This window comes from Sphingomonas sp. UYAg733 (assembly GCF_054057355.1).
In genome coordinates, this window is record NZ_JBSRZE010000003.1 from 293,791 (window position 1) to 306,842 (window position 13,052).

The following is a 13,052-nucleotide window of genomic DNA, read 5'->3' on the forward strand; positions in this document are numbered from 1 at the left end:
ACTGCTCGATCAAGCCTTGGTCGCGCCGCGTCGTGCTGTTTTGACGACGCCGGCGGATCTTCGGGGGACAGGTGTGACGTCAGATCAGGGCGAGGCGACCCGTCATCGCACCCCGCGCGGACGCCGCTTCGAACATCTCGACATGGTCCGCGGTCTTGCCGCCTTGCTGGTGCTCGTCGGCCATGTCCGCGGTTTCGTGTTCGTCGATTATTCCGACCTGACCGGCTCGAAACTTCCCTTCGCGCCGCTCTATGTGATCGGCGGGCTCGGTCATCAGGCGGTCATACTGTTCTTCGCACTGAGCGGCTTTCTGGTCGGCGGGAGAGCGATGCGCGAAATCCGTCAGGGCAAGTGGAACTTGCCCGATTATGCGGTGCATCGTTTCGCACGACTATGGACCGCCCTGATCCCCGCACTGATCGCGACGGCATTGCTCGACTGGATCGGCCGCGATCTGCTGCGCCTGGACGGCTATGGCGCGCAATATTGGGACATCCTCTCAAGCGGTCCTTATCCGGGCAGTGATCCCACCCCGACGCTTGCGACCTTTTTCGGCAACATCACCTTTCTCCAGACGATCGCAGTGCCGGTCTTCGGCACAAACGGGCCATTATGGAGCCTGGCCAACGAATTCTGGTATTATTTCCTCGTGCCCTTTGCCTGGCTGGCGCTGGCCGGGCGCAACGCCTCGCCTGGCGCGCGCGCGGCAGCAGCGATCTTCGCCCTCGCCGTTATGGCCTTTCTGCCGTTCGCCATCCTCGCCTTGGGCAGCATCTGGGCGATGGGCGCGCTCGCCTGGTCACTTGGCGATAGCGTTCGAGCGATGCCCGAGCGGCGCTTCCACCTCCTCGTCGCGGCAATTGTGCTGGCGTTCCTTCTCGGCCTCGCTGCCTCGCTCGCCTGGTCGGGCCTGCCGACCGATATCCTACTCGGCATCGCTTGCGCAGCCGCCCTACCCTGCCTCGCGCGCCTGACCAATCCTGGCGGAATTTATGGCCGATTCTCCTTCTGGCTCTCCGAAATCTCCTTCACGCTATACGTCATGCATTTCCCGCTGATCGCCCTGTTATGGTTTGCACTGCTCGCGCCGGCACAATTCGCGATCGGCCCTTTGGGCTTCGTCACGGCCACCGGCCTTATCGTCGCCGCCCTCCTGTATGCCGCCGCAATGTGGTGGCTGTTCGAGCGCAATACCTCCAGCGTTCGCTCCCTGTTCTTACGAACCCTCCGTATCCCGAAGAGATAATTGGGTATTTGTGATCTCTTCCGTACTGCAACATTTTCGGTATAAGCGCACACGAGCGAGGGGTCGCACCACATTGTCATGCCGCGTTCCCGCGTCGGCCGAGTCACGGAGACTTTTGCTTGATCATCCTGGGTCTCAACGCCTTTCACGGCGATTCCTCCGCTTGTTTGGTACGCGACGGCGTGATGATCGCCGCTGCGGAAGAAGAACGGTTCCGTCGCATCAAGCATTGGGCCGGCTTTCCTTCTGAATCGATCCGTTACTGTCTGGCCGAAGCGGGGCTGACGCTCGGCGATGTCGATGTGATCGCGGTCAATCAGGACAGCCGCGCCAATCTGTTGCGCAAGATTGCCTATGTCGCGACCAAGCGACCCGATCTCGGCTTCGTCATGGATCGGCTGAAGAACCGCAAGGCGCGCAAGGGGATCGCCGAATATCTCGAAGAGAGTTTCCCCGGCGAAACCTTCAAGGGTGTGCACGCGCCGATCGAGCACCATCTCGCGCATCTGTCATCAGCGTTCCACGTCTCGCCGTTCCAGGACGCGAGCGTCGTGTCGGTCGACGGGTTCGGCGATTTCAGCAGCGCGGCCTGGGCGATCGGCCATGGCAGCGAGATCGATATCGAAGGGCGGGTCTTCTTCCCGCATTCGCTCGGTATCTTCTACCAGGCGCTGACCCAGTATCTTGGTTTTCCGCATTATGGCGACGAGTATAAGGTGATGGGCCTAGCGCCCTATGGCCAGCCGACCCAGATCAACGCGATGCGCGAGATCGTGAAGCTCAAGGGCGACGGCAGCTTCGAGCTCAACCTGAAATATTTCAAGCATCACAAGGAAGGCACGCAATATCAGTGGACCGACGGCATTCCCGAGATCGGCGACCTGTTCTCGCCTGAGCTCGAAGCGCTGCTCGGCCCGCGCCGTGACCCCAAAGGCGAACTGACCCAAGGTCATCGCGACTTGGCCAAGTCGATCCAGGCGATGTACGAGGAAGCGTTCTTCAACCTGCTGGACATGCTGCATGCGAAGCACAAGGTGCCGCACCTGACCATCGCCGGCGGCTGCGGCAACAATTCGGTCGCCAACGGCAAGGTGCGCCGTCGCACGCCATACACCAATGTCTATGTCCAGTCGGCAGCAGGCGATGCGGGCGGCGCGATCGGCGCCGCGTTCGCCTATTGGCACAAGCAGGGCAATCCGCGCGGATTTGTGATGGATCATGCTTATTGGGGCCCGCACGCCCCGACCGCCGAAGTCGAGGGACTGATGGTCGCGCGCGAGGCTGAGATAGAGGCGGCGGGCTGCACGATCGAGACGATCGCGGATGAGGCCGAATTGTGCCGCCGCACCGCCACCGCGATTTCCGAGGGCAAGGTGATCGGCTGGTATCAGGGCCGCATGGAATGGGGCCCGCGCGCGCTTGGCAACCGCTCGATCCTGGGCGATCCGCGCCGCGCTGACATGAAGGAAATACTCAACCTCAAGATCAAGCGGCGCGAAAGCTTTCGCCCGTTCGCGCCCTCGGTGCTCGATCGCGGCGTTCCCGGCTGGTTTGAGGAGGAGGACAGCGTTCCCTTCATGATGCAGGTGTTCCAGATTCGCGAAGAGAAGCGCGAATTGATCCCCGCCGTAACCCATGTCGATGGGTCCGGCCGGCTCCAGACGGTCAATGAAAGCACCAACCCGCGCTATTTCCATCTGATCGAGGCGTTCGAGGCGATCAGTGGCGTACCGATGCTACTCAACACCTCGTTCAACGAGAATGAGCCGGTGGTATGCCGTCCGGAGGAAGCGCTGGATTGCTTCCTGCGCACCAAAATGGACGTGCTGGTGCTCGGCGACACACTGATCGAGCGCAAGGCCGCGAATTGATCGCGGTTCGATGAGCGCAACGATCGCCTATCGCCCCGATATCGACGGGCTACGGACGATCGCGGTCGGCTCGGTCGTCGCCTACCATGCCTTTCCGGCGCTGGTGCCAGGCGGGTTCGTTGGCGTCGACATCTTCTTCGTCATTTCGGGTTTCCTGATCACTGGCATCCTGGTCCGCGAGCATGAGCGGACCGGACGGATCAACCTCGCCGAATTCTACGCCCGCCGCGTGCGCCGACTGCTTCCCGCCCTGCTCGCGGTAATCGCGACCACCCTTGCCCTCGGCCTGTGGCTGGTGCCGCCGGCCGGTGAGCTGCAATCGCTCGCCCAGTCGGCGCTTGCTACGCTGTTTTTCGCCTCGAACATCTTCTTCACGCTCCAGCCGTCGGGCTATTTCGCCGCCGCGGCCGAAACCTATCCGTTGCTCCACACCTGGACACTCGCGGTGGAAGAGCAATTCTATATTGTCTGGCCGCTGTTGATCCCGCTGACCGGCTGGATCGCGGCGCGCGCCGGTCTCGCGGGACGTCGCGCGCTGTGGATCCTGTTCGGCGCGGTGTTCATCAGTTCGCTCGCGGTCAGCGTTGCGGGCACCCAGTTGCGTCCGACCTGGGCCTTCTATCTCACCCCATTTCGCGGCTGGGAATTCGCCATCGGCGCAATGCTGTCGCTGGCAATTCGTGGCGACCGGCCGCGCTGGAAACACGGCGCGACCGTCATTTCGGCGATCGGCCTGATCCTGATCGGCCTTGCACTGTGGACGTTTAACCATGACACGCCCTTTCCAGGCTGGATCGCCTTGCTGCCGACGCTTGGAGCGGCGGCACTGCTCGCGGCGGGTGCCATCGCGCCGGCAAACCCGGTCGCACGCCTCCTGGCGACCTCGCCCGCCGTCTATATCGGCAAGCTCTCTTATGGCTGGTATCTCTGGCATTGGCCGCTGCTCGCGTTCGTGCGCGGCGATACGCTGGGCGCGCCGAGCACCGCTGCACTGATTGCCGCAGTGGTTGTTTCCTTCCTGCTCAGTTCGGCAAGTTATCATCTGATCGAAACCCCGGTTCGTCATCAGCAGCCATCAATGTTCCGGACCACCGGCAAGAGCCTGGTTGCCGGAATCATGCTGCTGCTGATCGGCGCTGTGGGCGCCGGGATCACGATCATCATCGCGAACCACCGACTCGCCGGTTCACCGCGCCTTCAGGCGGTCTTCTCGGCCGGGACGAAACAGGCCGACCCAGCCATCTCGCCCGAATGCGGAAATTACCGGATCGTCTTCGATACACTCGCGCCGGTCGACTCCTGTCTGATCGGCGACCGCACGGCGAAACGCATGATCATCCTGGTCGGCGATTCCCACGCCGCGCATTTGATTCCGATGCTCGATCACTGGGGCCGGGCCGCGCATGTCGCCGTCCTTCCCCGCACTCGCGGTGGATGCCGGCCGCTCGACGGGCAAGCACTGGTAGTCGGTATCGTCGCCAGCACGACCAATCTCGCCGAATGCGCCCGCTTCCGCGATGCGGTGCTGGCCGAGGCCGGGCTATTGGCCCAATCAGGGCGGGTCGTGGCGATCGTCGCGTCGTCGCGTTGGCCGGATGCGGATATTCTGGGCACCCTGCCCGGCCCGCTCGCCAAGGTACGATGGGGTTTCGCGGCGGGCCTGGCGCGGCTGAGCCGGGTCGCCGGAGGGAATGGAATTCGGCTGGTGCTGGTCGAGGATACGCCGCTCTTCCCGCATCACGTTCCACGCTGCCTTGCACGGCGCGCCGATGATCGCTGCGCCGTCCCCCGCGCCCTGGCCGAACGCGATCATGACGATGCCAGCCGCGCGATCTCAGCACTGGCCGGTCGCAATCCCGGCATCCGCATACTCAACCCTGGCGCCCTACTTTGCGCGACGGGCAGCTGTGTGCCGATGCGTGACGGCGTCGTGCTGTTTGCCGACGATCATCATCTGTCGTCGATCGGGAGCGCCACGCTCGCCGGACCGCTTCGTCCGGCGCTCGATGCCGCCATCCTCGGCCCATGACGGGACATCGGCCCCGCTTGTAATTCGAAACATCATTCGCCACGCACATGCCGTCGCGCTGCAGCACATATCAGAGGGCAATACCTATGCCGTCATTCGCTTTCGAAACATCCCGGATCGAGGCTCGCGCCGACTGGCCCGAAAGCTGGAGAATCTCGCACCATCATGACGATGTCGAAATCTGGGGCGGCACATCCAATCGCGGCTATGCGAAGATGTACGACCAGCGCCGCCGCCGCGTGCTCAACGCGCTGCGCAGTGTCGCCAGCCCCGGCGCCAGGCTGCTCGACCTCGCCGCCGCGCAGGGCAACTACACGCTGGCCGCCGCCGCGATGGGCTATCGCGTGACCTGGAACGACCTGCGCGCCGACCTGATTGATTATGTGAAGCTCAAATCGCCGCTTGCGGCGCAGATCGAGTTCGTCCCCGGCAATATCTTCGAACTGGGCGATACGTTCGCCGGCGCGTTCGATGTCGCGCTGGCGCTCGAGGTGGTCGAGCATGTCGCCCATCCCGACGAATTCCTTGCCCAGCTTGCGACGGTGGTGAAGCCCGGCGGCCACATCATCATCTCGACCCCCAATGGTGGCTATTTCCTCAATCGCCTGCCGCGCTTTTCCGACTGTCCGGATGCGTCGATCTATGAGGATCAGCAATTCAAGCCGGATTCCGACGGCCATATCTTTCTGCTGCATCAGGATGAAATCGCGACGCTGACCAAGCGCGCCGGGCTGGAAGTCGTCCGCCATGAGATGTTCACCAACCCGCTATCCGCTGGCCATGCCAAGACCGCGCGACTGCACAAGTTTCTTCCGGGCGCCCTGATCGACGCAGTCGAAGGCTTCACGGCGATCTTGCCCGACGCCCTGACGCGCAAGCTGTCAGCGGCATCGATCACTGTCCTGCGTCGTCCGGCATAGCGTCTCGACCGGCCGTGCAACTTCTGACAAAGGCTTTTCCCCGGGGATCGGTTCGCGGCGCCATGGCACCGCGCGACACGGGGGGAGCATGATGTGACGCAGGCGGCGGACAGACGGGATTACCTTCCCGAACTCGATGGCCTGCGCGCATTGTCGGTCGGCTTTGTCCTACTCGTCCATGCCAGCTATGGACGGCTGCAAGGCGGCTTTCTCGGCGTCGATATCTTCTTCGTTATCTCGGGCTATCTCATCACGAGACTGATGATGCTCGAACACCAGGCGACCGGCCGTATCGACCTGCGCGAATTCTATCTGCGTCGCGTGTTCCGCATCATCCCGCCCCTCCTCGTCTGCCTGATTCTCGCGATGCTGTTATGGACCGGCGCACCCTCCGACCGCCTGCCCGTCGCGGTGGCCGTGATGGCGTTCTTCGCCAACTTCCTGCCTGCCGAGACGCTCGGCAGCCTCGGCCATACCTGGTCGCTGGCGATCGAGGAGCAATTCTACGTCGTCTGGCCGATCGTGTTCATCCTCGCGTCGAAGCGTGGGCTGAGACCGGCGGCGCTCCTCGCAACGTTGGTCATCGCCTCGGCCATCGCGATCCGCTTTGCCATGCTCGCAGCGGGTTACCCGCCGACCTTGCTCTACACCTTCACACCGGCGCGGACCGACGGCCTGATGCTGGGTTGCTTGTTGGCGATCGGCGAAGGTGCATTGAGCGCGCGTATGCCGCAACACCTTCTTCGCCCGCTCGCCTGGATATGTTTCGCCACAACCGTCGCGACCCTGTTCTCCGCGTCCCGCGATTTCATGCAGGAGGTCGCGCCGGCCTTCACCGTATTCGCGCTGCTCTCCGCGGCCCTGATCTTCACCATCCCTCGGCTGGCCGATGGTGATCCGCTGCGCCGCGCCTTTGCCAGCCCGGTCGCGCGCTATCTGGGGCGCCGCTCCTATGGCCTCTATCTCTACCATTATCCGATCTTCCACGCCGCCGAAGCATACCGGCAGCCCGGCAACCTGACCAATTACCTGCTCGTCGTGGCGGCCGAGATATCGATATCGCTGATCGTTACCGAATTGTCCTGGCGCTTCGTCGAACAACCGATGCTGCGCGTGAAGAAGCGTTATTCGTGGCGGCGAATGCAAATCACCGCCTCCACCCCGTCCGCGACCTGATTTCATCGGAAGATCCTTATGACCGACCCGATCGCGCCCTCCCCCATGGCCGCACTGCCAAGGGCAAGGCTGAAAGCCTGGCTGCCGCTGTTGATCGGTGCGGTGCTCGCGCTGGCGCTTCTCGAATATGCGCGCACTCATATCCTCATCAAGCTGGCGGATGCGGGCTTCGGCGCCGAGACTTCCGGCTTCGCGCAGCGCGGTCAGATCACCCAATGCAGCGATGCGGTCGACAGTGACAAGTGCGTCGCCACCTGGGTCAGGGCGGGCAAGCCGCCGGCGGTCCTGTGGTTCGGCAATTCGCAACTCTCCGGGATCAACCGCTATCAACCCGGTGACGTCAACGCGCCTGAACTGCTTCGCCGGGCGCTAGCCGAGCGCGGCAAATATCTCGTCACTTATAGCCAACCCAATGCGAACCTGACCGAAGAGGCGATCGTATGGAATGCGGTCGCCCCGACCTACCGTCCGAAACTGCTCATCCTCCCGATATGCTATGACGATATCCGCGAACTCGGCGTGCGTGAAACGGTCGGCGATTTCGTCGAACGCCCGGAGGTCACCGCCAGCCTCGAGTCGAGGCCTTATTGGCCGGTCATCGCACCTTCGATGCAGCAAAGCCTGAAAACATTGTCGCCCCAGGCGGCCGGAAGCCATCAATCCCTTCAGACCCGGGCAGAGGGTAACGCCACGCGCTTCCTGGCTCGGCATTGGCCGCTATGGCGGTCCAAGCCCGCGCTGCGCGGCACGCTTGGCTTTGCGGTCCACACGTTGCGCAACCAGATGCTCGGCATCCATTCGACCAGCAAACGCCCGGTCGATCGCAATGTGTATCGCGACCGCATGGCACTGATCGACGGCATGGTCGCCGATGCCCGCGCGCAAGGGGTCGATGTGCTGCTCTATGTGCCGCCCTATCGCCAGGACATCGATGGTCCCTACCCGATGGCGCAGTACCGGGTGTTCAAGGCCGACCTGCAGGCGGTGGCCAAGCGCCATGGCGCGGGGTTCGTCGATATCGACCCGATCGTGCCGGGCCCCGAATGGGCGACCGTCACTGACGAGTTGTTCGGCTTCAAGGAGGCCGATTTCATGCACTTCACCGCCGCCGGCCATAAGCGCCTCGCCGCTGGAATCGACCAGGCCGCGCGCCGGATGGGATACTGATCGATGCTGTTCAATTCAGTCACCTTTCTCGGCCTGTTCCTGCCGATCATCTGCATCCTCTACTGGCAGTTAAAGGGTAACGCGCGGCTCTGGCTGCTGCTGCTCGGCAGCACGACCTTTTACGGTTTCTGGCGGATCGAATTCGTACCCCTGATGCTCGGCAGCGCGGTCATGGATTATTATCTCGCGCTGCTGATCGACCGGCAGGAAGATCCGATCAAGCGCAAGCGGCTGATGCAGGTCAGCCTCGTGGTGAATCTCGGCATCCTCGGATTCTTCAAATATTTCATCTTCTTCCGCAACAGCATCTTCTCGTTGTCGGAAGTGCTCGGTTTTCATCCCAGCTTCACCACACTCAACATAATCTTGCCGCTCGGCATCAGCTTCTATATCTTCCAGACGCTGAGCTACACGATCGACGTTTACCGCCGCGATCTACCGCCGGAGCGCAACATGCTGCGCTACCTGACCTTCGTGACCTTCTACCCCCATCTCGTCGCGGGTCCGATCATGCGCCCGGACATCCTGATCCCGCAGTTGAAGGATCCGGCGCCGTTCGACGGCCAGCAGGTCCGCCGCGGCATCGAACGCATCATCGCCGGCCTGTTCCTCAAGGTCGTGCTGGCCGACACGATCGCCGGGTTCGTCGACCAGGGTTTCGGCGGCAACATCGCGCAAATGAGCGCGTTCGACGCCTGGACGCTCGCCTTCCTGTTTGGCTTTCAGATATATTTCGATTTCGCCGGCTATTCGTCGATCGCGATCGGCTCGGCGATGATCATGAACATCTATGTGCCGGAGAATTTCAACTTCCCCTATGTCTCGACCTCTCCACGCGAATTCTGGAAGCGCTGGCATATCTCGCTGTCCACCTGGATCCGCGACTATGTCTATATCCCGCTGATGGGCCGCTACCGCGAGCCCGGGCACGGCGCCTGGGATACGCTGGCCGAGAGTTCGGAGAATGTGCCGGGCGCCGCCAAAGTAACCGAGGGCAAGCGCACCCGCGCGCTCTTCTCGACCTGGGCGATCATGGGCCTGTGGCACGGCGCCAACTGGACTTTCGTCCTGTGGGGCATCTACCATGCCGCAATGGTTTGGGCGCAGCGTGTCATCTCGCCGCGTATTCGCATGCCCGGTGGTGTCTTAGGTGCGCTGATCGGCGTCGCGATCACTTTGCCGCTGATGATGGCGGCATGGATCCCGTTCCGCGCGGTCAGCCTGCGCGACACAGTCACGTTGTGGGGCAAGATGCTCGACCCGCGCCAGTATCACGCCTTCGGGCTCGCCCCGAACAGCTATATGATGGCCGCCGCGCTGACCGCGTCGATGTTCATCGTCTGGTTTGTCCGCGACCGCATCGTGCCGCGCTTCACAGCCAACGGCATGCCACTGATCGTGGCGAAGACCGCCTATCTGACCGTCGCGATCGCGGTGGTATTCGTGATGCTCGAAGTGAAGAGTGCCTTCATCTACTTCCAGTTCTGATCCGCCGCCCGGCGCGTCGGCACCCGCACAGATCGACGCCTGCCAGCGTTGCTCCGTGTCGATCAAGGCCGACATCGAGGCGGACGCCGACAGGTCGCCGCTCGCGGCCTTTGCGCACATGGCGATGCTGTTTCGACAATAAGAAAGATCGAGCGGCCTAAATCCGACAAGAGATGCCAGACCACACCCAGTGCCATGGTTGAATCACCGCGAGCGACGGAGCCGAGAGGTCGAACGGCGGGAGATATGGGACACCGGTAATGTCCCGTTTCTTAGGCTAGCGCTTTACATCCTAGGACTATAATTCATTATATATCATAGCCTTAATAGAAAATGGCAAGGTTGGCGACACTAGAGCTGGAGGAGATATGGGACATCGAGCCCAACCCTAAGTCGGTCGAACTCGCGCGCGCCAAATGTCTTTCCAACCAAGGTTCCGATGCGGCTCTGCCCAAGCGATCTCTGCTCAGCACAAAAAGAATCGGATTCAACGCTCCTGAACGGTCAAGCCGCGAGGTGGCGGCTGGCGCGGACGGGTTTCTCTTCCGGCTCGACGATGCGCCGCGGCCGCGCCATCACGCCGCAGCACAGGCCGAAGATCACCCCGATCGCCGCGGTACGCAGCGGATAGTCGACGAACTCGTGCAGCATGATAATGCCGGTGACGACCGTGGCCGCTTCTGAAAAGGCATCGCGCGCCGATGCGCGCCAGATCATCACCGTAGTGCGTAACCACCATGCGGCAAAGCCGGCCATCAGGATGATCGCCGGCACGCCGCCAGTCATGATCACTTCCAGAATATCGTTATGCGCATGGTTGGCGAACACGCGGGTCACCGTGCGCGCGTCCTCGAACTGCGGGAAGACCGAACGAAAACCGCCCAGACCGGATCCGAATGGCATGAACGCGCCGATCGCTCGCACGGTGCGGCTCCAGAGCTGCGGCCGCCCCATCTCCGATCCCGCGGAGAACTGGCCGCTCGACACATGCCCCCAAACGATTACCATTGCGACCACGCCGATCGCCAGCACCGCGACCGCAATCGCCCCAATCACGCCGGTCCGTATCTTGCTATCGCCACGCCGCAGCCGAGCGATCAGAAAGATCGACACCAATCCGATCAGCGACAGGCCGATCCCGGCCAGCGAGTTGGCGATCCACACCCCGAACAGCGCGACCAGCACGATCGCGATTAGAACCAGCCAGCTGGCATTGGGCCTGGTCTTTCCCCGCTGGGCGACGAACAGGGCGGTCGCCGCCGGGATCGACAGCACGCACAACGTTGCCAGATGGTTGCTGTTGGCAAACAATCCGGTCGCTTCGCCGCGGTTGGAAATAGCATAAAGATAAAATGGCGATTGAATGCCGGTCACGTGCTGCGCCAGGCCGACACCGACCGATATCGTCATCAGCAGGATCAGCATGATGAACAATGCGACCAGGCCGACACGCGGCGTGCGCATGCCGATCAGCGCTGCGGCGATCACCGGCAACAGCGCGAGCGCGCTGCCGATCGTTCCCTCGGGCGTCAGGCTGATCTGTCGCCAGCCCGGATCGATTCCAGCAAGGGTCAGTCCCTGCGCTACGATCCCGCGCGCCGGCAGCGCCGACCATAAAGCGGGCGGCAGCGGGATCAGCTGGAACAGGCAGAGGCCGAATGCGGCGCAAAGTAACAGCAACAAGCCCTTTTGCGTTCCGCCGGGATAATCGTGCCGCGAAACGATCGCCAGCGCGATGCCCAGCGCGGCTGCGAACTGGATCGCGGCATTGGCGAAAACGCCGCCGCCGGACGATCCACCCAGAACGACCGCGACGCCAAGGAAGATCGTCGCGGGGATGATGGGCGCGATACGATTCATGGCACGACCGACGGCTTGGGTGACGGGATCGCCGATGTCGGAGTGGTTGCCGGGCTCGGCTGGGTGCCACTATCTGCAGCGCTGGCGCGCTCGAACTGGACTCCCGCGATCCGCGCGTCCAACCGCACCGGGAATTCGGAGGCCGTTCCGATCAGCGACAGCAACACCGCCGGGCACGCCGATTCAGGCAGGCTGAACGGCGCCGATAGCTGCGGCTTTCCGGCGACGTCCGTTTCGAGCGCCAATTCACCCACCGGCTGATTGCCGGGCAAGCAAGAGGCACGCCAGGTCAGCGACGCGCCGCTGTTCGGCGGACCGTCACTGCTGGCGTTGGCCACCACGCTGCGCAACCGGTAGCGCCCGGGCTGCAGCACAACGACCTGGCTTGCCAGGGTCGCCGGCTTGCGCCCCGAATAGGACAAGTCGAGCCCATTGTTTGCCTCGGCCCGATCGCCATCGGCAGCGGTCAGCTGCCAGTTGAACGGCGGCGGCCCCGGCATGCCCCGGAAATGGGCATCGTAAGGTGTATCGACACTCGCCAGGGCGGATTCGGGCAGATAAGAAATCCAGGCGAGATAGGCTCGCTCATAATCGGTCTTCGCGATCAGGTCGGCGACGAATGCCGCGCGCTCGCGGTCGATCGTGTAGACATTGCTCTTGCCCGCATCCATAATCTCAAAACGGATCCCCGGATCGAAGCCACGGCTCTGCAGCGTACTGAGGAACGGCTCGCGCCACCCCGGATTGCCCTGCAATGCAGCTGCGATCTGCGGGATGTTGCGGCGATCCCGCGCCAGCCCGGCAAGGACCGGCACATAGGTCTGATATTGGCCGGGATCTATCGCAAGCAATCTGAGCGCGCTATTCGCCGCCTCGACCGTCCGTCCATTCCGCATCTGCTGGTCGAGCCGCCACAACCAGGCCAGCCGGGTCCGCGGCTCGAGTGCGAGCGAATGCTCGACAAGCTTCGCCGCGCGTACCATGTCGCCTTTCGCGGTCGCATCGAGCGCAAGCAACGCGAATGCCGAACCGTCGAGCGGCTTGCTTGTCAGCCGACTGTACAATCGCGCCCGCTCAGCCGCACCGAACCTTATCGCCAACCCGCCGTTCAGATCGACCAGACGTGTCTGCAAGACAGTTGGATCTTCGCCAAAGACGATCGTTACAGCGTCGATCTTGCGGTGCGCGCCGCGATAGACATGACTGAGCGAAGCCCAACCGGCAGCGACCACGAGCACACCCGCGAGCACCCAACGCGTGGCGCTCGAATACAGCAAGTTGCGTTGTGGCATTTG

At 62.8% G+C, this 13,052-nt stretch carries 9 protein-coding genes; 7 read left to right on the forward strand and 2 right to left on the reverse strand.

Annotation, left to right across the window (positions count from 1 at the left end):
• The first annotated feature begins 73 nt into the window (after positions 1-73).
• From ACVWZA_RS08805 to ACVWZA_RS08835, 7 genes are all read left to right on the forward strand, one after another.
• Positions 74-1,246: an acyltransferase family protein gene (locus tag ACVWZA_RS08805; protein WP_457310814.1), complete on the forward strand. Its 1,173-nt coding sequence runs from the start codon at positions 74-76 to the stop codon at positions 1,244-1,246.
• 119 nt (positions 1,247-1,365) lie between these two features.
• Complete coding sequence (locus ACVWZA_RS08810) at positions 1,366-3,117, forward strand: carbamoyltransferase family protein (RefSeq protein ID WP_457310815.1); 1,752 nt, start codon at positions 1,366-1,368, stop codon at positions 3,115-3,117.
• Between the two features lie 10 nt (positions 3,118-3,127).
• The gene (locus ACVWZA_RS08815; RefSeq protein ID WP_457310816.1) at positions 3,128-5,146 is read left to right on the forward strand and encodes an acyltransferase family protein; all 2,019 of its coding nucleotides are present in this window, start codon (positions 3,128-3,130) and stop codon (positions 5,144-5,146) included.
• A gap of 86 nt (positions 5,147-5,232) precedes the next feature.
• Complete coding sequence (locus ACVWZA_RS08820) at positions 5,233-6,066, forward strand: class I SAM-dependent methyltransferase (RefSeq protein ID WP_457310817.1); 834 nt, start codon at positions 5,233-5,235, stop codon at positions 6,064-6,066.
• Positions 6,067-6,159: 93 nt separating this feature from the next.
• Complete coding sequence (locus tag ACVWZA_RS08825) at positions 6,160-7,242, forward strand: acyltransferase family protein (protein WP_457310818.1); 1,083 nt, start codon at positions 6,160-6,162, stop codon at positions 7,240-7,242.
• A gap of 18 nt (positions 7,243-7,260) precedes the next feature.
• Entirely contained in the window at positions 7,261-8,409 is a 1,149-nt protein-coding gene (locus ACVWZA_RS08830) for a hypothetical protein (RefSeq protein WP_457310819.1), read from the forward strand.
• Positions 8,410-8,412: 3 nt separating this feature from the next.
• Positions 8,413-9,897, forward strand: a complete 1,485-nt coding sequence (locus tag ACVWZA_RS08835) for an MBOAT family O-acyltransferase (RefSeq protein ID WP_457310820.1) — start codon at positions 8,413-8,415, stop codon at positions 9,895-9,897.
• Between the two features lie 504 nt (positions 9,898-10,401).
• Here the strand turns inward: ACVWZA_RS08835 and ACVWZA_RS08840 are convergent.
• The gene (locus ACVWZA_RS08840) at positions 10,402-11,757 is read right to left on the reverse strand and encodes an O-antigen ligase family protein (protein ID WP_457310821.1); all 1,356 of its coding nucleotides are present in this window, start codon (positions 11,755-11,757) and stop codon (positions 10,402-10,404) included.
• On the reverse strand, positions 11,754-13,049 hold the full coding sequence (locus ACVWZA_RS08845) for a tetratricopeptide repeat protein (protein WP_457310822.1): 1,296 nt from the start codon (positions 13,047-13,049) through the stop codon (positions 11,754-11,756). Before ACVWZA_RS08845 ends, ACVWZA_RS08840 begins: the two co-directional genes overlap by 4 nt.
• Positions 13,050-13,052 lie beyond the last annotated feature (3 nt).

Bases quoted from the DNA above. Each gene is read 5' to 3' on its own strand.
- ACVWZA_RS08815 (WP_457310816.1), top strand. From the start codon at position 3,128: ATGAGCGCAACGATCGCCTATCGCCCCGATATCGACGGGCTACGGACG.
- ACVWZA_RS08820 (WP_457310817.1), top strand. From the start codon at position 5,233: ATGCCGTCATTCGCTTTCGAAACATCCCGGATCGAGGCTCGCGCCGAC.
- ACVWZA_RS08830 (WP_457310819.1), top strand. From the start codon at position 7,261: ATGACCGACCCGATCGCGCCCTCCCCCATGGCCGCACTGCCAAGGGCA.
- ACVWZA_RS08835 (WP_457310820.1), top strand. From the start codon at position 8,413: ATGCTGTTCAATTCAGTCACCTTTCTCGGCCTGTTCCTGCCGATCATC.
- ACVWZA_RS08840 (WP_457310821.1), bottom strand. From the start codon at position 11,757: ATGAATCGTATCGCGCCCATCATCCCCGCGACGATCTTCCTTGGCGTC.
- ACVWZA_RS08845 (WP_457310822.1), bottom strand. From the start codon at position 13,049: ATGCCACAACGCAACTTGCTGTATTCGAGCGCCACGCGTTGGGTGCTC.